The sequence below is a fragment of the Pseudomonas sp. Marseille-Q5117 genome, assembly GCF_946901175.1.
Lineage (GTDB): Bacteria > Pseudomonadota > Gammaproteobacteria > Pseudomonadales > Pseudomonadaceae > Aquipseudomonas > Aquipseudomonas iranensis.
This window is the reverse complement of the sequence record NZ_CAMPPP010000004.1, coordinates 44,840-63,535: the sequence shown is the minus strand read 5'-3', so window position 1 is coordinate 63,535 and position 18,696 is coordinate 44,840. Positions and strand designations below refer to the sequence as shown.

Annotated in this window: 16 protein-coding genes; 12 read left to right on the top strand and 4 right to left on the bottom strand. The window is 58.5% G+C overall.

Annotated features, from left to right (window positions below; all coding sequences use genetic code 11):
- Nucleotides 1–48: 48 nt before the first annotated feature.
- The 3 genes from OC605_RS08760 to flgA form a co-directional block, all read right to left on the bottom strand.
- Complete coding sequence (locus OC605_RS08760) at nucleotides 49–516, bottom strand: flagella synthesis protein FlgN (protein ID WP_262136698.1); 468 nt, start codon at nucleotides 514–516, stop codon at nucleotides 49–51.
- Between the two features lie 48 nt (nucleotides 517–564).
- Nucleotides 565–891 (bottom strand): flagellar biosynthesis anti-sigma factor FlgM, encoded by a 327-nt coding sequence (gene flgM, locus OC605_RS08755; RefSeq protein ID WP_133339606.1) that lies wholly within the window; start codon nucleotides 889–891, stop codon nucleotides 565–567.
- Nucleotides 892–1,053: 162 nt separating this feature from the next.
- A complete protein-coding gene (gene flgA, locus OC605_RS08750; RefSeq protein ID WP_073472167.1) occupies nucleotides 1,054–1,815 on the bottom strand; it encodes a flagellar basal body P-ring formation chaperone FlgA in 762 nt (253 codons plus the stop codon).
- An 82-nt stretch (nucleotides 1,816–1,897) separates the two neighbouring features.
- Here flgA and OC605_RS08745 point away from each other — a divergent pair, with 82 nt between their 5' ends.
- From OC605_RS08745 to OC605_RS08700, 10 genes are all read left to right on the top strand, one after another.
- Nucleotides 1,898–2,830, top strand: a complete 933-nt coding sequence (locus OC605_RS08745; RefSeq protein ID WP_016773611.1) for a chemotaxis protein CheV — start codon at nucleotides 1,898–1,900, stop codon at nucleotides 2,828–2,830.
- A 46-nt stretch (nucleotides 2,831–2,876) separates the two neighbouring features.
- The gene (gene cheR / locus OC605_RS08740) at nucleotides 2,877–3,704 is read left to right on the top strand and encodes a protein-glutamate O-methyltransferase CheR (protein ID WP_016773612.1); all 828 of its coding nucleotides are present in this window, start codon (nucleotides 2,877–2,879) and stop codon (nucleotides 3,702–3,704) included.
- A 369-nt stretch (nucleotides 3,705–4,073) separates the two neighbouring features.
- Nucleotides 4,074–4,484 carry a flagellar basal body rod protein FlgB gene (gene flgB / locus OC605_RS08735; protein WP_016773613.1) on the top strand — a complete coding sequence of 137 codons (411 nt, stop codon included), beginning with the start codon at nucleotides 4,074–4,076 and terminating at the stop codon, nucleotides 4,482–4,484.
- Nucleotides 4,485–4,487: 3 nt separating this feature from the next.
- Nucleotides 4,488–4,931: a flagellar basal body rod protein FlgC gene (flgC, locus tag OC605_RS08730; protein WP_016773614.1), complete on the top strand. Its 444-nt coding sequence runs from the start codon at nucleotides 4,488–4,490 to the stop codon at nucleotides 4,929–4,931.
- A 15-nt stretch (nucleotides 4,932–4,946) separates the two neighbouring features.
- Nucleotides 4,947–5,675 carry a flagellar hook assembly protein FlgD gene (gene flgD, locus OC605_RS08725; protein WP_016773615.1) on the top strand — a complete coding sequence of 243 codons (729 nt, stop codon included), beginning with the start codon at nucleotides 4,947–4,949 and terminating at the stop codon, nucleotides 5,673–5,675.
- A 31-nt stretch (nucleotides 5,676–5,706) separates the two neighbouring features.
- Nucleotides 5,707–7,041, top strand: a complete 1,335-nt coding sequence (flgE, locus tag OC605_RS08720) for a flagellar hook protein FlgE (RefSeq protein ID WP_125926494.1) — start codon at nucleotides 5,707–5,709, stop codon at nucleotides 7,039–7,041.
- Between the two features lie 185 nt (nucleotides 7,042–7,226).
- Nucleotides 7,227–8,387: an efflux RND transporter periplasmic adaptor subunit gene (locus OC605_RS08715; RefSeq protein ID WP_262136697.1), complete on the top strand. Its 1,161-nt coding sequence runs from the start codon at nucleotides 7,227–7,229 to the stop codon at nucleotides 8,385–8,387.
- Between the two features lie 38 nt (nucleotides 8,388–8,425).
- On the top strand, nucleotides 8,426–10,405 hold the full coding sequence (locus OC605_RS08710; RefSeq protein WP_262136872.1) for a MacB family efflux pump subunit: 1,980 nt from the start codon (nucleotides 8,426–8,428) through the stop codon (nucleotides 10,403–10,405).
- Nucleotides 10,402–11,787 (top strand): efflux transporter outer membrane subunit, encoded by a 1,386-nt coding sequence (locus tag OC605_RS08705; RefSeq protein WP_262136696.1) that lies wholly within the window; start codon nucleotides 10,402–10,404, stop codon nucleotides 11,785–11,787. Before OC605_RS08710 ends, OC605_RS08705 begins: the two co-directional genes overlap by 4 nt.
- Nucleotides 11,788–12,146: 359 nt before the next feature.
- Entirely contained in the window at nucleotides 12,147–12,344 is a 198-nt protein-coding gene (locus tag OC605_RS08700) for a hypothetical protein (RefSeq protein ID WP_232245600.1), read from the top strand.
- A 160-nt stretch (nucleotides 12,345–12,504) separates the two neighbouring features.
- On the opposite strand, the gene OC605_RS08695 is transcribed toward OC605_RS08700, so the two are convergent.
- Nucleotides 12,505–15,399, bottom strand: coding sequence for a ribonucleoside-diphosphate reductase subunit alpha (locus tag OC605_RS08695; protein WP_024013986.1), 2,895 nt, complete (start codon nucleotides 15,397–15,399; stop codon nucleotides 12,505–12,507).
- 851 nt (nucleotides 15,400–16,250) lie between these two features.
- On the opposite strand from OC605_RS08695, the gene OC605_RS08690 reads away from it, so the two are divergent.
- Nucleotides 16,251–16,973 carry a response regulator gene (locus tag OC605_RS08690; RefSeq protein ID WP_056788095.1) on the top strand — a complete coding sequence of 241 codons (723 nt, stop codon included), beginning with the start codon at nucleotides 16,251–16,253 and terminating at the stop codon, nucleotides 16,971–16,973.
- The gene (locus tag OC605_RS08685; protein ID WP_073472175.1) at nucleotides 16,970–18,580 is read left to right on the top strand and encodes an ATP-binding protein; all 1,611 of its coding nucleotides are present in this window, start codon (nucleotides 16,970–16,972) and stop codon (nucleotides 18,578–18,580) included. Before OC605_RS08690 ends, OC605_RS08685 begins: the two co-directional genes overlap by 4 nt.
- The last annotated feature ends 116 nt before the right edge of the window (nucleotides 18,581–18,696 follow it).

Genomic DNA, 18,696 nt, shown 5'->3' with positions numbered 1-18,696 from the left:
TTTTGCCAGCATGTTGCGCAAGTGGATAGTGCAGGGCCAGCGAATGGCTCATGCCTGGCTGAGCGTTCGCGGCTTGACCGGTTTTGCAAAGGCCCCGCTGGCGTCGTACAGCGCTGGCGGCTCACCGCCGGTGAGGATCTTCAGCTGGTTGGCCGTAGTCGCCTGCTGGATCTGGATCGACTGGCCGTTCTTGATGTTGGCTGCCTGGCATTGGGCGATCAGCGCGGTCAGGGCATCGCCCTGGGTCAGCAACTGGTTGCCAATACTCGACTGGCTGGCCAGTTGCTCAAGACCTGTGCGATCAGTCGGCAGGTTGAGGCTGGCGAGGATTTCGCTGCGCTTGCGGCCATGCTGCTCGAGCAGAATGATCAACGCTTGCTTGGTCGCCAGAATTTCTTCCAGCAACGGCATGTCGCGACCATGCAAAGCGAGGGATTCGGTTTGCAATAACTCCAGCAATTGTTGCGCTGGAGCAAAGTCGTCGTTGATCAGTTGCAATAAGTTAGTGTCGTGCATGGCTGGCCTTGGGGTTTAAGCGTCCAAAAGCCTGGCGCCGGCAAAAGCCTAGCGCTGGGCTTCGAAGTTGAGCAGTTTGCTGGCTACACGGTTGCTGTCGACTTTATAGCTGCCATCGGCAATCGCGGCTTTCAACTCGGCCACACGGGCTTTGTCGACAGCAGGCTGATCGCGCAGCTTGTCAGTGACCTTCTGCAACTGTTGAGCCTCATTGCTGAGGTGTACCGACTCCCCGCTTTTGGCGACATTGGCCTGTTCGGCCTGGGTATTCAGCGGCGCGGAGGGGCTGGTTTCAGCGCTTTCCTTGGCGTTGCTGGTACGTGTGCTGCCGGTTAGTGACGAGGAACTGTTCAATCGGTTGAAATCGATAACCATGATAAAAAACCTCTGGGAATTTGGACGCTTGCCATGTTTTCGGCTATCCCCTGAAAAACTTTAGGCCCAATCAACCATAAGCTTGCATGCGCCGTTGCGAGACCTGCTGCGGCACAGTTTAGGGAAGCGACGGGATCGGCGCCAGTTTTCTCCACGAGGCTTTTACATGGCCACTTCGACCTGTCCCGGCGCAATCACCTGTGCCTTGATAACTCTTTGAGAATTAAGGTTTTTTACTCGAATCTGTTCTTTCATGCCGCCATTGGAGAGCGCTTCTCCCGGCATGCGTACCGCAAGGGTGCCGCTGCGCGCAGTGATCACCACCTGGTCACCCTTGCGCACCACTTCGGCCTGTTCCAGATGCACCAGTGTGATGACCTGATCGGCGACCGTTGGTCGGGTAAGTTTCTGCCCGATCGCTTCGTCGACCGAGGTCAGGAAACCCTGGTTGATCGTGCTGACGTCGCGCTCGCGCAAGGTCACATCCTGCGGCTCGATAATGCCGGCGCGTTTCAGCGGACGAGTGGTCGTCACGATCTCGCGAAACAGGCGGACTTGAGCGGGTACGAACACCGTCCAGGGCGAACTGCCTTCGCAGCGAACCTTCACCGTGACGCGGCCCAGCGGGCGTGCCGGGCTCTCCAGCGTGGCTGTCAATTCCTTGTCGCACATGGGCATGCGCATGCGCGGGTCGAGCTGGTTGACTTCGATTTCGTAGCGGCCTTCGGTTTGACTGGAAGCCAAATAGTCTTCTACGGTGAATTCAAGAAAGCCCTGAGTCACGCCGATAAGCATATCAGGCAAGGTAACCGCATCTGCATGGGCAGGACTGCCAGCAAGCAAGCAGCAAACGGCGGACACCGCGCAAAGCCCTTTGCGAAGGGAGGATGTCAGGCGTCGGGAAAATGTCGTTTGAGCGTTCATACGAGTTAAAAAGCAAGCGCCGTGCCGTTTAGCAATGAATGTGCGTCGCAACAACACTTGGCGTTGGTGTAGGAGTCTGGGCATGGCTGGTGTAATGGATTCGGTGAACCAGCGCACGCAACTGGTAGGGCAGAATCGCCTCGAGCTGCTGTTGTTCCGTCTCGACGGGCCGCAGCTCTATGGGATCAACGTGTTCAAGGTACGGGAAGTGTTGCAATGCCCGTCCCTGACGTTGATGCCCAAATCCAGTCCTGTCGTGTGCGGGGTAGCGAATATACGGGGAGCGACTATTCCGATCCTGGATCTGGCAATGGCAACGGGCTCCGGTGCGTTGAAAGACAAGAACAGTCCGTTCGTGATCATCACGGAGTACAACACCAAGACCCAGGGTTTCCTGGTCCGCTCGGTGGAGCGCATCGTCAACATGAACTGGGAAGAGATCCATCCGCCACCCAAGGGTACCGGTCGCGATCACTACCTGACCGCTGTGACCCGGGTCGACAATCAGTTGGTCGAAATCATCGACGTCGAGAAGGTACTGGCCGAAGTCGCGCCGACGCCGGAAGCGATTTCGGTGGGCGTGGTCGATGTCGAGACGCAGACCAAGGCATTGTCGCTGCGGGTGCTGACGGTCGATGACTCGTCGGTGGCGCGCAAGCAGGTCACCCGTTGTCTACAGACCATCGGTGTCGAAGTGGTGGCGCTGAACGACGGCAAGCAGGCGCTGGATTACCTGCGCAAGCTGGTCGACGAGGGCAAGAAGCCGGAAGAAGAGTTCCTGATGATGATTTCCGACATCGAGATGCCGGAGATGGACGGGTACACCCTGACGGCGGAAATCCGCGGCGACGCACGCATGCAAAAGCTCCATATCATCCTGCATACTTCGTTGTCGGGGGTATTCAATCAGGCGATGGTGAAGAAAGTCGGTGCTGATGACTTCCTGGCCAAATTCCGTCCTGATGACCTCGCATCCCGGGTAGTCGACCGGATCAAAGCAGCAGATATCAGCTAGGGGCCTTCTGCCCCTGGCGGTCAACACGATTTAAGAGGCGGCATCATTGTCTACGGGTAATTTGGATTTCGAACAGTTCCGGGTCTTCCTGGAAAAAGCCTGTGGCATTCTGCTCGGTGAAAACAAGCAGTATCTGGTCTCGAGCCGTCTCAACAAACTGATGGAGCAGCAAGGCATCAAGTCCCTGGGTGAGCTGGTACAGCGCATCCAGACCCAGCCGCGCAGCGGTTTGCGCGAGCAGGTGGTCGATGCCATGACGACCAACGAAACCCTGTGGTTTCGCGACACCTATCCGTTTGAAGTCTTGAAGAACAAGGTACTGCCGGAAGCGATCAAGGCCAGCCCCAACCAGCGTCTGCGGATCTGGTCGGCGGCCTGCTCGTCGGGACAGGAACCGTACTCGCTGTCGATGTCGATCGACGAGTTCGAGCGCAGCAACCTGGGTCAGTTGAAGATGGGCGTGCAGATCGTTGCCACCGATCTGTCGGGCCTGATGCTCAACAACTGCAAGACCGGCGAGTACGACAGCCTGGCGATCGGTCGCGGTCTGTCGCCGGAACGCCTGCAACGCTACTTCGACCCGAAAGGGCCGGGGCGCTGGGTGGTCAAGGCGCCGATCAAGAGCCGGGTGGAATTCCGCTCCTTCAACCTGCTCGACAGTTACGCAGCGCTGGGCAAGTTCGACATCGTGTTCTGCCGCAACGTGTTGATCTACTTCTCTGCCGAAGTGAAGAAGGACATTCTGCTGCGCATTCACAGCACGTTGAAGCCGGGTGGGTACCTGTTCCTTGGCGCTTCGGAAGCGCTGAACGGTTTGCCGGATCATTACCAGATGGTTCAGTGCAGCCCGGGGATTATTTACAAGGCGAAGTAATCGGTTTGCGGCGGTACAAAAAACGGGAGGCCCCAAAAGGCCTGCCGTTTTTTTGTGCCCGAATTATTGTCCACGAACACCACAACCCCCTGTGGGAGCGAGCCTGCTCGCGAAGCGGTCTGTCCGTAAGACAGTTGGCGCCTGACACGCCGCCTTCGCGAGCAGGCTCGCTCCCACAGGGATCTGCGCTGACATGGCAAGGACGGCAAGCGGCAGAAAAGCGGCATCCGGCGGTAACCGGTTGCCGCTTTTCTGGCATTGCCGCTTTGCCTGTCCGGCGCAAAGCCCCGGAATACGGGGGTTCTTCCATTTGGCACGGCGCTTGCTAAAGCTCAGATACGAAAAACCGGTCACCTGAAGGTTCCCGACATGAGCATCAGCTTCGACAAAGCGCTGGGCATTCACGAAAAGGCACTGGGCTTCCGCGCCCAGCGTGCCGAAGTGCTGGCCAACAACATCGCCAACGCCGACACCCCGAACTACAAGGCGCGGGATCTGGATTTCTCCAAAGTGCTCGAAGCACAGACCGAGAAGACCAAGACCGGCGGCCACTTTGCCCTGAACATGACCAACAGCCGGCACATCGAGGCTGAAGGGCTGGGCAACGGCGACGAGTCGCTGATGTATCGCACGCCGATGCAGCCTTCGATCGACCAGAACACCGTCGACGCTCAACTGGAACAGTCGAACTACGCGGAAAACGCCGTCGGCTTCCAGGCCAGCTTCACCCTGCTCAACAGCAAATTCAAAGGGCTGGTGTCAGCCCTGCGCGGAGAGTAATCCATGTCCCTGTCCAGCGTTTTCAACATTGCCGGCAGCGGCATGAGCGCGCAGACCACGCGTCTGAACACCGTGGCGTCGAACATCGCCAACGCCGAAACCGTTTCGTCGAGCATCGACCAGACCTACCGCGCGCGTCATCCGGTGTTCGCCACCATGTTCCAGGGCGGCCAGGCCGGCGGCAGCAATTCGCTGTTCCAGAACCAGGACGCGGCCGGGCAGGGCGTGCAGGTACTCGGCGTTGTCGAAGACCAGAGCAACCTCGAAGCGCGCTACGAGCCGAACCATCCGGCCGCCGACGCCAAGGGCTACGTCTACTACCCGAACGTCAACGTGGTGGAAGAAATGGCTGACATGATTTCCGCGAGCCGCTCGTTCCAGACCAACGCGGAAATGATGAACACCGCCAAAACCATGATGCAGAAGGTACTGACCCTCGGTCAGTAATAAGGGGCGACTGCCATGAGCGTTACGGATACCACCAGCAGCCTGAGCATGAACGACATCCTGGCCAACTCATCGAAGAAGGCCAGCAGCACTACGTCAGGCGGCATCGCTTCGGCGACCAACAGTGCCACCGGCGGCCAGGCGCTGGGCAAGGATGCTTTCCTGCAATTGCTGGTCACCCAGCTGAAAAACCAGAACCCGCTCGACCCGCAGGACAACAGCGCTTTCGTCGCGCAGTTGGCGCAGTTCAGCAGCCTTGAAGGCATCACCACGCTGAACTCCACCGTCAGCGGCCTTGCCGGCAACTACAACTCGTCGCAGGCGCTGCAAGCGTCGTCGCTGGTCGGTCGCAACGTGATCGTGCAGACCAATACCGCCCAGCTCGATGACCCGAGCAAAGGCCTGACCGGTTCGGTCACCGTGCCTTCGTCGATTGCCGGCGGCACCGTGACCATCACCGACAAGGACGGCAAAACCGTGCGCACCATCGACCTGGGCAGCCGCGCCGCCGGCGATGCCAGCTTCACTTGGGACGGCAAGGACACCGCGGGCACCGTGGTTCCGGTCGGCACTTACACATTCAAGGCCAACGCACCGATCAACGGCACCGCGACGGACCTGGCGACTTATCTGCCAGCGACCGTCAACAGCGTGACGATCAGCCAGACCGGTGGCGAGCTGATGCTCAACCTGGCCGGCAAGGGCACCGTTGCCCTGTCCAAAGTACAAACCATTGGTATATAGAGCCGACTAACCCGGCACGAAGGAGTGGAACATGTCTTTTAACATCGGCCTTAGCGGTCTCTATGCCGCCAACAAACAACTCGACGTAACCGGCAACAACATCGCCAACGTCGCTACCGCCGGTTTCAAATCCTCGCGGGCAGAATTCGCAGACGTGTACTCGGCCACTCGTTTGGGTACCGGTACCAAAGTGATCGGCAACGGCGTGCGCCTGGCCAATGTGTCCCAGCAGTTCACCCAGGGTGACATCAACAACACTGGCAACGTGCTGGACATGGGGATCAACGGTTCCGGCTTCTTCACCATGAGCAACAACGGCTCGATCTCGTACACCCGTGCCGGTACGTTCAAGGTCGACGACCAAGGTTTCATTACCAATACCGACTACACCTCGCGTCTGCAGGGTTACGGTGTGGATGCCAATGGCAAGATCATCAACGGTGTGCTGACCGATTTGAAGATCGATACTTCGAACCTCGCGCCGAAATCCACTTCGGCGGTGACCTCGAGCATCAACCTGAATTCGTCGGCACCGAAAATCATCGATACTGGCGCCACTGCCGTCGTGTTCGATCCTTCCAAGCCTGAGACTTACACCAAGTCCTTCAGCACGCCGATCTATGACACTCAGGGCAACTCGCACGTCATGGATCAGTACATGGTCAAGACCGGCGACAACGTCTGGAAGGTCTACACTCTGGTTGATGGTCGCAACCCGGACGCTACCGGTACCAACCCTGTCACCACGCCGCCGGTGGCTTCGACGCTGACGTTCGACAGTTCAGGCAAACTGGTTCAGGTGAGCACGCCTAACCCGGCTGATCCGACTAACCCGATCATTAGCAGCGATCTCACGTTGAAAAACTGGGTGCCGGGCACCGTGACCAATGGCAACTTCACGCCTAATGGCGCAGCGGCGAACCCGAATGGCGTGACCATTTCCATGGCCAGCACCACCCAATACAACGCCGACACCTCACGCACGATCCCGACTCAGGATGGTTACGCTACCGGCCAGATCACCAACCTGACCATCGACGGCACCGGTACCCTGTTCGCTAACTTCAGCAACAACCAGAACAAGGCCATCGGCCAGGTCGCATTGGCCAGCTTCACTAACGAGCAAGGTCTGCAAGCTGTCGGCGGCACCAGCTGGAAGGAAACCTTTGCTTCGGGTATCCCGGGTTATGACGCTCCGGAAACCGGCACGCTGGGCTCCATTCAATCCAACTCGCTGGAGGAGTCGAACGTCAATCTGACCAATGAGCTGGTTGATCTGATCAAAGGCCAGAGCAACTATCAGGCGAACGCCAAGACCATTTCGACGCAGAGCACGATTATGCAGACCATTATTCAGATGACCTGACATTGATGTTTTGTAAAAAGCTGTAACGCAAAGCCCCTCTTTGAGGGGCTTTCTTGTTTAATGCGCAGCACCGGGCCAGTCATGCTTGACGAACCCGTCTCCTCGAGCCGGTTCATTTGCCTGCTCGCGCAAATCCGGGCCCCAATGAGCGGCTGGCCCAACTGCTGACAAGGACGCAACGATTCATGGTTTTTTCCTCTCGCTTGCGAATTGCGTTCGGAACGCTGTTCGTGACTGCTCTTCTGGTCTGGGTCTCGTGGGGTAATCAATGGGGCGCCGCGCCAAAGAAATACCTGACCGCGACCGTCGTCATCGAAGACATTGAAGAAACCGTGTTGGCCAGCGGTACGGTCAAACCTTTCCAGCAAGTGAGCGTCGGTGCGCAAGTCAATGGACAACTCCAGAGCCTGAAGGCGGGGCTGGGCGATACGGTGCACCGAGGTCAGTTGCTGGCTGAAATCGACCCGTTGCTACCTCAGAATGAACTGCTCAAAGCGCGAGCCGCATTGCTCAGTGTGCGGGCGCAGTACAAGGCCCGACAGGCGATGATTCGCCAGTACCAATTGGACTTTCGTCGCAAGCAAAGCCTGGTGGCCAGTGAAGCTGGGTCGCGTGCCGATCTCGAAATAGCCGAGGCGCAACTACAAAGCTCGCGCGCGGAATTGGCTTCCTTGGCGGCACAGATTTCCCAGGCAGAGATTGAAATCAGGATCGCCGAAGTCAATTTGGGCTACACGCGTATCAGCGCACCGATGGACGGGGAGGTCATCGCCGTAGTCACCAGACAAGGCCAGACGGTCGTGTCAGCACAGAGTGTTCCGACATTGCTGATTCTTGCCCGGCTGGACCGTATGACGGTCGAGGCTCGGATATCGGAAGCCGATGTAGTTCGAGTCAAGCCTGGTCAAACGGTGTCGTTCAATATTCTGGGCGATCCAGACCGACGCTTCACAAGCCATATTCGTGCAGTTGAACCGGCGCCCGAGTCCATTGCCCGGCAGGAGCAGTCGCAGGGAGCGAGCGGCTCGACTGGCGGCGGTGCAGACGCAGCGGTTTATTACAATGCGCTGTTTGACGTGCCGAATGACGACCGTTCGTTACGTCCCTCGATGACGGCACAGGTCAGTGTTCTGCTTGAATCAGCACAGAAAGCCACCACGGTCTCGGTGGCCGCGCTGGGTCGGCGCGCCGCTGACGGCCGCTACGAAGTGCGCCGAATGACAGGGGGCCAGCCGCAGACAGTGCTGGTCACAACCGGATTACGCAATGACCTTAACGTTCAGGTGCTGGAAGGGCTCAAGGAGCATGACGAGGTTGTCATCGGCGAAGAGCCGGAGCCGCAATGAACAGCTTTAACGAGCCCGAGCGCTCTGCGTCAGATCCGATGAAAGAAGCACGCTCTGTCATACCGCTGTTACGCTTGGAGGACGTGCAGCGTTGGTTCGCTGATGGCGAGGCGAGGACGCAAGTACTGCGTAATGTGAATCTGACCATTGGTGCCGGTGAAATGGTGGCCATCATCGGGCCGTCCGGTTCCGGCAAGTCCAGTCTGATGAACATTCTCGGATGTCTGGACCGCCCCTCTGCCGGTCGCTACTGCATCAATGGCGCCGACGTCTTCTCAATGAGCAGCGATGAGCTGGCGACGTTGCGACGCGAGCACTTCGGCTTCATTTTTCAACGTTTTCATTTGCTCTCGCATCTGAGTGCGGCAGCCAATGTGCAGGTCCCGGCGATTTACGCCGATCAGCCATCTACCCTGCATCGGCAACGAGCCGAAGAGCTGTTGCAGCGGCTTGGATTAGGGCAGCGGATGCAGTATCTGCCAGCGCAGCTTTCCGGTGGTCAGCAGCAACGAGTCAGCATTGCCCGTGCATTGATCAACGGCGGCCCTGTGATTCTGGCCGACGAACCTACCGGTTCGCTGGACTCGCGCAGTGGTGAAGAGGTAATGGCGATCCTGCGCGAGCTGCATCGCAGCGGTCATACGATCATCATCGTGACCCATGACTTGCAAGTGGCGCAGTGCACCGATCGCATCATCGAAATTCGTGACGGCGAGATCGTCGCAGATCAGGTGAATGCTGGCCGCAAACTTGTTCAGAGGCCGTCCGGCGAGCGCGCAAGCAAATCGCAGGATCAGCAGCGCGAGCCAGTGGCGGCGGTGCAATGGCGACGTTTGCGCGAAGCCTTCAAGATAGCTTGGGCTGCCTTGTGCAGTCATCGCATGCGCACGTTGTTGACCATGTTGGGGATCATCATCGGCATTGCCTCGGTGGTTTCGGTAGTGGCGCTGGGGCAGGGTGCTCAGACTCGAGTATTACGCGACATCAGTACCATGGGCACGAATACAGTCGATGTGTATCCAGGCAAGGACTGGGGTGACGAGCAGGCGAACTCGATACGAACATTGCAGCCAGTAGACTTGCAGATCATTCAGGCGCAGCGCTGGGTCGACAGCGTTTCACCGATGGTCAATGCCAGTCGGACGATCCGCTACCGCAACGTGCATGTCAGCGGCACCGTCAATGGTGTTGGTCAGGATTATTTCCAGGTGATGGGCATCCGCATGGTTCGAGGGGTAGTGTTCAGTGCCAGCGATGCAGTGCGTCGCGGTCAGACTGTGATCATTGATCACAACACTAGAAAACGATTGTTCAAGGACTGGGAGGAAGCGCTGGGCCAAGTGATTCTGGTGGGCGGGCTGCCTTGCACGATAGTCGGAGTCATGGAAAATCGCGATGACGGTTTTTCAGGACCGAGCCTTCAGGTTTATCTGCCCTACACGACGGTGATGAGTCGTTTGCTTGGGCAGAGCCATTTCAGTTCCATCAAGGTTCGGCTCAAGGATCAAGTTGTCAGCGCCGCGGCGGAACAAGCGCTGCAGACGCTATTGGTGGCGCGGCATGGGCGCGCCGATTTTTTCCTCAGTTCCAGCGACAGCATCCTGAAAATCGTACAGAAAACCACAGATACCCTGACCCTGCTGATTTCCGCCGTGGCGTTGATTTCGCTCATGGTGGGAGGTATCGGCGTGATGAATATCATGCTGGTATCGGTTACTGAGCGAACCCGGGAAATAGGCCTGCGCATGGCCGTCGGCGCACGGCGTGCGGACATCTTGCAGCAATTTCTGATCGAGGCGGTGCTGGTGTGCCTGCTGGGGGGGCTGCTAGGCGTCCTGTTGTCCTTGCTGGTCAGTCAGGTATTTGGCTATTTCGTGCAGACGATCGTGATGGAGTTCACTGCGCTGGCGATGATTTCAGCCTGTCTGTGCTCGCTTCTGGTGGGCGTTCTGTTCGGCTATATCCCGGCGCGCAATGCCGCCAGACTTGATCCGATTCAGGCGTTGTCCCGCGAATGACGCGCATCAACTTCAACAGTGCCTGGGCATTGCTGTTGCCTCTTTGCCTGGGCGGCTGTGGCACTTTGTTGCACAGCGATTATCGGCAGCCGGAAGTCCAGACACCCGCTTTCTGGTTCGGTGACATCGCGCACGAACGCTCATTGGTTACCAAGGCGCGATGGTGGGAAATTTTTTCCGATCAGTGCCTGAGCACGTTGATCGACGACGCACTGGTGCGTAATAACGATTTGGCTGTTGCTGGCCTGAGGGTGCGCCAGGCCACACTTCAGGCAGGACTTACAGGCACTGATATCGCGCCGGATCTTGATGTGGGGGCGGGGGCGGATTGGAGTCGTGGCCTTCATCGCGGCAATTCAAGTCAGCGTCGATTTTCAACCTCTTCATCGGTGCGTTATGAGATCGACTTGTGGGGGCGACTGGCGAGCGCGCGCGATGCTGCACAATGGGCATTACTGGCGACTGACTTTGATCGACGCGCCAGTTCTCTGAGCCTGGTCGGTAACACCGCGCGCTTGTATTGGCGAATTGGTCTCTTCAATGAACTGGCCAGTTCGGCGCGGGAAAGTATCCGCTACGCCGAGCAAACTTTGCATTTGGTGCAGGCCCAACATCGAGTTGGCGCGGCAACTGGGTTGGAAGAGGCGCAAGCCGAACAGGTGTTGGCCACTCAGCGTGCTGTGCTTAGCGATTATCTGCAGCAACTTGAAGTGGCGCGCAATGCGCTGGCTATCATTTTCAATCAGGCGCCCGAGCATCGCTTTTCCGAACTTGAAAAATTACCATCGTCGCCCTTGCCTGATGTACCGGCAGGCTTGCCTGCCGAATTGATTGCTCGGCGCCCCGATCTGCAAGCTGCGGAATGGAGGTTGCGGCAAGCGCTGTCAAACTATGATGCAACGCGTGCCAGCTTCTACCCAACTTTCTCGCTCACCGGCAATTTGACAACTGGCGCAAGTCAGCAGTTACGCCAAGTACTCAGTAATCCGGTTGGCTTATTGGGCGTTGGCATTAGCTTGCCGTTCGTTCAATGGAATGTTCGAAAGTACACAGTTGGCCTGTCTGAAGTGGACTATCAGGTAGCGGTTATCGAATTTCGGCAAGGACTCTATAGCGCTTTGGCGGAAGTCGAAGATGCGCTGTCGGCACAAGTTCAGCTAGCTGAGCAGGGAAGGCGACGTGAGCAGGCACTGGCGGCGGCAACCCAAGCCGAAGGATTGGCCGAGATTCGGTATCGCAGCGGGCAGACGGGTATAAAAGAGTGGCTGGATCTGCAAGAAAGTCGTCGGGCGGCGCAAATTTCTCTAGCACAGAATCGCTTCGAGCGTCTTCAGGCCCAAATGACGTTGCACCTGGCGCTAGGTGGAGGCTTTGCGCCTTGAGCGTTTGCCTAAACTTTATCAATGGAAGTTTTATCGTTAAGGAAGATGCCGTGATGGCGCGTTTGGATTAACCACTTTGCTTTTTTAGTTGATCCATTTATGCAACTATCGTTGTATGTTTTTTTGTGCCTGGTTGCACGGTTTTTAAGTATTTAATAGTTAGATAGTTACGTTGTTCTGATCTTTTGAGTGTTGTTATTGATTGCGCGGTGGCGTAAGGTTCGCCCTCTTTCGTCGAGTCTTTTGATGATTGATAAGTGCTGGGTTTCGGCACTTCTAATATCGTTTCTGCTTGAGTCGGCAAGATGCTTGTCTTGCGCTGTTCGTGTTGGAGACATTCACGTGAAATGGAGATCGTTATGTCGCTGCGTATGGGTTTTGGTCTGACTTTGGCCGCAAGTTTGTTGCTGGGTGCTGTAATCGCTCAGGCGGCACCGGCTTCCTGGTGGTTGTATGAGTCGGCTTCGACCGGCCGCACTATGTGCAGCAATGTCCCGCAAGCCAGCGGCTGGGTCCGCGTGGCAGGTCCTTTCAATAACGGCGGTTGCCGCCGTTAAGCACTGTTAAAGACTCTTTCAGTTGAGGAGTCTTTTTGCCGGTTCGTTAGAGCCGCAGTGTTTCAGGAAAAAAGAAAACCCCCGACAAACAGCAAGTCTGTCGGGGGTTTTCTTTTTTCTCGAGATATCAGGCGTCTCGCAACGCCTGAATCAGCTCAGCTTATTGGCAAGCTTCGCAATCCGGCTCGTCAATCGCGCAGGCCTTTGGCACTGGCGCCGGACCTGCCGGAGCGGCCAGAACCGAATCGTCGCCGTGGTTGCCGCCGCTGGAAACAGCGTTCAGTTTACCGGTGTTGATGGTCGACTTCTCGGTGCTGGTCGCGGCCAGGGCACGGAGGTAGTAGGTGGTTTTCAGACCGCGGTACCAGGCCATGCGGTAGGTCACGTCGAGCTTCTTGCCCGATGCGCCGGCGATGTACAGGTTCAGCGACTGGGCCTGGTCGATCCACTTCTGACGACGGCTGGCGGCGTCAACGATCCACTTGGTGTCCACTTCGAACGCGGTCGCGTAGAGCTCTTTGAGTTCTTGCGGGATGCGCTCGATCTGCTGCACCGAACCGTCGTAGTACTTCAGGTCGTTGATCATGACCGAGTCCCACAGACCGCGAGCCTTCAGGTCGCGAACCAGGTACGGGTTGATCACGGTGAATTCGCCCGACAGGTTCGATTTCACGTACAGGTTCTGGTAGGTCGGTTCGATCGACTGCGAGACGCCAGTGATGTTGGCGATGGTCGCGGTCGGTGCGATGGCCATGATGTTCGAGTTACGGATGCCTTTCTGTACACGGGCGCGAACCGGTGCCCAGTCGAGGGTTTCCTTCAGGTCGACGTCGATGTACTTCTCGCCACGCTGTTCGATCAGGATCTGTTGCGAATCCAGTGGCAGGATGCCCTTGGACCACAGCGAACCGTTGAACGTCTCGTAGGCGCCGCGCTCGTCGGCCAGGTCGCAGGAAGCCTGGATCGCGTAGTAGCTGACCGCTTCCATCGACTTGTCGGCGAACTCGACGGCAGCGTCGGAGCCGTAGGCGATGTGCTGCAGGTACAGAGCGTCCTGGAAGCCCATGATGCCCAGACCGACCGGACGGTGGCGGAAGTTGGAGTTCTTCGCTTGCGGCACCGAGTAGTAGTTGATGTCGATCACGTTATCGAGCATGCGCACGGCGGTGTTCACGGTGCGTTGCAGCTTGGCGGTATCGAGCTTGCCGTCGACGATGTGGTTCGGCAGGTTGATCGAGCCCAGGTTGCAAACGGCGATTTCGTCCTTGTTGGTGTTCAAGGTGATCTCGGTGCACAGGTTCGAGCTGTGGACCACGCCGACGTGCTGTTGCGGGCTGCGCAGGTTGCACGGGTCTTTGAAAGTCAGCCATGGGTGGCCGGTTTCGAACAGCATGGACAGCATCTTGCGCCACAGGTCTTTGGCCTGGATGGTCTTGAACAGCTTGACCTTGCCCGGGTACTCGGTCAGCGCTTCGTAGTACTCGTAGCGCTCTTCGAAGGCCTTACCGGTCAGGTCGTGCAGGTCCGGTACTTCGGATGGCGAGAACAGGGTCCACTTGCCGTCATCGAAGACGCGCTTCATGAACAGGTCAGGGATCCAGTTGGCAGTGTTCATGTCGTGGGTACGACGACGATCATCACCGGTGTTCTTGCGCAGCTCGATGAACTCTTCGATGTCCATGTGCCAGGTTTCCAGGTAGGCACACACCGCGCCTTTGCGCTTGCCACCCTGGTTCACGGCCACGGCGGTGTCGTTCACCACTTTGAGGAACGGCACAACGCCTTGCGACTTGCCGTTGGTGCCCTTGATGTACGAACCCAGCGCACGAACCGGCGTCCAGTCGTTGCCCAGGCCGCCGGCAAATTTCGACAGCATGGCGTTGTCGTGGATCGCGTGATAGATGCCCGACAGGTCGTCCGGCACGGTGGTCAGGTAGCAGCTCGACAGCTGTGGACGCAGGGTACCGGCGTTGAACAGGGTCGGGGTCGAAGCCATGTAGTCGAACGAGGACAGCAGGTTGTAGAACTCGATCGCACGGTCTTCTTTCTGCTTCTCTTCGATCGCCAGGCCCATGGCCACGCGCATGAAGAAGATCTGCGGCAGTTCGAAACGCACGCCATCCTTGTGGATGAAGTAGCGGTCGTACAGGGTCTGCAGGCCCAGGTAGGTGAATTGCTGATCGCGCTCGTGGTTGATCGCCTTGCCCAGTTTTTCCAGGTCGAAGGTGGCCAGCACAGGGTTCAGCAGTTCGAACTCGATACCTTTGGCGATGTACGCCGGCAGAGCCTTGGCGTACAGGTCGGCCATTTCGTGATGGGTGGCGCTTTCGGCGACTTCGAGGAAGTTCAGGCCTTCGGCACGCAGGGTGTCCATCAGCAGGCGGGCGGTGACGAACGAGTAGTTCGGCTCGCGCTCGACCAGGGTGCGGGCGGTCATCACCAGTGCGGTGTTGACGTCGGTCAGGGCCACGCCGTCGTACAGGTTCTTCAGGGTTTCGCGCTGGATCAGGTCGCCGTCGACTTCTTCCAGGCCTTCGCAGGCTTCGGTGACGATGGTGTTCAGGCGGCCCATGTCCAGCGGCGCGAGGCTGCCGTCGGCGCGGGTGATGCGGATCGACGGGTGCGCGTTGACTGCTGCTTCGGCAGGAGCGTGCGCTGCGCGCTCTTTCGAACGGCCGTCACGGTAGATCACGTAGTCACGGGCGACTTTCTGCTCGCCGGCACGCATCAGGGCCAGTTCGACCTGGTCCTGGATTTCTTCGATGTGGATGGTGCCGCCCGATGGCATGCGACGCTTGAAGGTCGCGGTGACCTGCTCGGTCAGGCGCGCAACGGTGTCGTGGATTCGCGACGAGGCGGCAGCGGTGCCGCCTTCAACTGCGAGGAACGCTTTGGTGATAGCGACGGTGATCTTGTCATCGGTGTAAGGAACGACAGTGCCATTACGCTTGATCACGCGCAGCTGGCCAGGCGCGGTGGCTGCCAGATCCGAAGTCGAATCGGCGGCCTGCGGCAAGGTGCCCTGCGGGTTCTCGCGAGTTGTGTCGGTTTGCATGGGGGGTGGTCTCCACATTCTCTATGTTTGTTTGGCACCGTCATGGTGCTCACCGTTCTGTACCGAAGCACTGCAACCGACGGGCGTCGGCATTAAAAACTTCGGAACAGTAGGAAAAAGGCTGCAACGCCGCATCCTTGCCGAAGTTTTGGTTACGAGCCGAAGCTCGCCACCGGATTCCTTCGCGGGTGGCAGTCATGACTGCAACACCCATACCGTTTTGTCCGTTTCGGACCAAATAAAACGGTGCCATCCGCCAGTGCGGTTTGGGCTTGAAAAAACTCGCTTGTTCTACCGGAAACTGGCCATAAAGCACTTGAGTTTCAGGTCTGAAATGTGGTTGGGCGTTTTAGGTGAAAACCCTATATGTAGGGTCTCTGTTTTCGCCGTGCTACAAGATAATGCGTTTCAGGGGGGGATTGCAACGTACTACCTGTGGATAAGCCTGTGCGTAATTTGTGTAAGAAACAGCGAAAACGCGTGTAGGCCGCGAACTTGCTGAGCCAGACCGTTTGTCACTGTTTTTTTGCCTGGAAAAACGCTTCAGCGGTTTTTTAAGGGCGCGAACCCTATCACAGAATTCCGCCTTGTCCGAACGCATTTACCGACTTGTTTTCCGGGTGAGCGGCGTTTATACAATCGCTGGGTGCATGGGCATTTTTATCCTCCTGAAACATGACAGATGATCGGGAGGTACACGCAGGATTGTGGGAGCGAGCCTGCTCGCGAATCGGTTGACCACTGAGCTGGTGCAACAGACGCTTTCGCGAGCAGGCTCGCTCCCACAGGTTTTGTCCGTGTCAGGCGATTGTCTTTCTTCTTTTAATAAAAACAGCAAGCAGAGGTCACCGGTGGAGCAACAAACCTGGCAGGTATTGATCGTCGAGGATGACCAGCGACTGGCCGAGCTCACCCGCGATTACCTGCAAGCCAATGGCCTGCGCGTGGAGATCGAAGGCAACGGCGCGCTGGCGGCGGCGCGGATCATCAAGGAGCAGCCGGATCTGGTGATCCTCGATCTGATGCTGCCCGGCGAGGATGGCCTGAGCATCTGCCGCAAGGTGCGCAGCCAGTACGACGGGCCGATCCTGATGCTCACCGCGCGCACCGATGACGCTGATCAGATCCACGGCCTCGACCTCGGTGCCGACGACTACGTATGCAAACCGGTGCGTCCGCGCTTGTTGCTGGCGCGGATCCAGGCTTTGCTGCGCCGCAGTGACACACCGGAGCCGGTCGCGGAAAAATCCCGGCGTTTGCAATTCGGTCCACTGGTGGTCGACAACGCGTTACGTGAAGCCTGGCTGAGCGACAACGGCATCGAGCTGACCAGCGCCGAGTTCGACCTGCTGTGGCTGCTGGTGTCCAACGCCGGGCGGATTCTTTCCCGGGAAGAAATCTTCACTGCATTGCGCGGCATCGGCTACGACGGCCAGGACCGCTCGATCGACGTGCGCATCTCGCGCATCCGTCCGAAAATCGGCGATGACCCCGATCATCCGCGCCTGATCAAGACCATCCGCAGCAAAGGCTACCTGTTCGTCCCGGAAGCCTGCGCAGACCTGGCGCTGTGAATTCGATCTTCCTGCGCATCTACGGCGGCATGTGCGCCGCGCTGATTCTGGTGGCGGTACTCGGCGTGCTGGCGCTGAACCTGCTCAATCAGGTGCGCAGCGAGCAATACCGCGAGCGCCTGGCCCACGGCACTTTCTCGCTGATGGCCGATAATCTGCAACCGATGAACCAGACCGAACGCCATCGCGCGTTGCTGGTGTGGGAGCGGCTGCTCGGTATTCCGCTGACGCTGAAGAAATTCGCCGAAACCGACCTCGATCTGGCCCAGCGCACCCGTGTGTTGCGAGGTCAGGCGCTGGTCGAGCAGACCGGGCCACACGCGGCCAAGGTCTATCGGCTGATCAGCGAAAAAGAGCAAATGATGCTGGTGGGCGAGGTGCAGCAAATCAGCGAGCAACTGGCCCGGGCGACCATTTACCTGCTGGCCGATGAACTGGTGCGGGTACCGGTCGGCGAACAGCCCAAGCGTCTGGCGCAGATAAAGCAGGAAAAAGGCTTCGGCTTCGATCTGCGTCTGGTCACGGTAAATGACGCCGACATGGACGAAGACCAGAGCCGCCGCGTGGCCGAGGGCGATACGGTGATGGCGCTGGGCAAGGGCGGCGATTCGATCCGCGTCTTCGCCGGCATGGTCGGCACGCCGTGGGTGCTGGAAATCGGCCCGCTGTATCAGATGAATCCGTACCCGCCGGAATGGCTGGTATTGATTGCCGCGCTGGGCCTGACCCTGATCGGCCTTATCGTTTATCTGTTGGTGCGTCAGCTCGAGCGACGTTTGCGCGGCCTCGAAGCGGCGGCCACGCGCATCGCCAAGGGCAGCCTGGAAACCCGTGTGCCGGCGCGCGGTGCCGACTCGGTTGGGCGGCTGGCGTCGGCGTTCAATGGCATGGCCGAGCACTTGCAGCAGTTGCTGGCGATCCAGCGTGAACTGGTGCGCGCGGTGTCTCATGAGCTGCGCACGCCGGTGGCGCGGCTGCGTTTCGGTCTGGAGATGATCGGCACGGCGACCACCCCGCAGGCACTGGAGAAATACCGCGAAGGCATGGATCACGACATCGAAGACCTCGATAAACTGGTCGACGAGATGCTCACTTACGCACGACTGGAGCAGGGCTCGCCGGCGCTGACTTTCCAGCGCATCGATCTGGATGCGCTGGTCAATCAGGTGATCGCAGAATTGGCGCCGCTGCGCGCCGAGGTCACGGTGCAGCGCGGTTTGTGTTTGTCATCGGCCGACAACGACGGCGCGTGGGTCGAGGCCGAGCCGCGTTATCTGCATCGGGCGCTGCAGAATCTGGTGGGCAACGCGATGCGCCATGCGCATTCGCAGGTGACGGTGAGTTATCAGGTCGGCCAGTTGCGTTGCCGGATCGACGTCGAGGACGACGGGCCGGGCGTGCCGGAAGTGGCATGGGAACGGATCTTCACGCCGTTTCTGCGCTTGGACGATAGCCGCACGCGGGCCTCGGGCGGGCATGGTCTGGGACTGTCGATTGTGCGACGGATCATTCACTGGCACGACGGCCGGGCGATCATTGGCAAGAGCAAGAGCCTGGGTGGGGCGTGTTTCAGTCTGAGCTGGCCGAGGAATCAGGAGCGCCGGTAGGATGTGTGGTGGCAGGGCTGGCCCCATCGCTGGCAAGCCAGCTCCCACAGGTTTTGCAGGTGTACATTGTATCTGCGTTCACCGCGAATACTGTGGGAGCTGGCTTGCCAGCGATG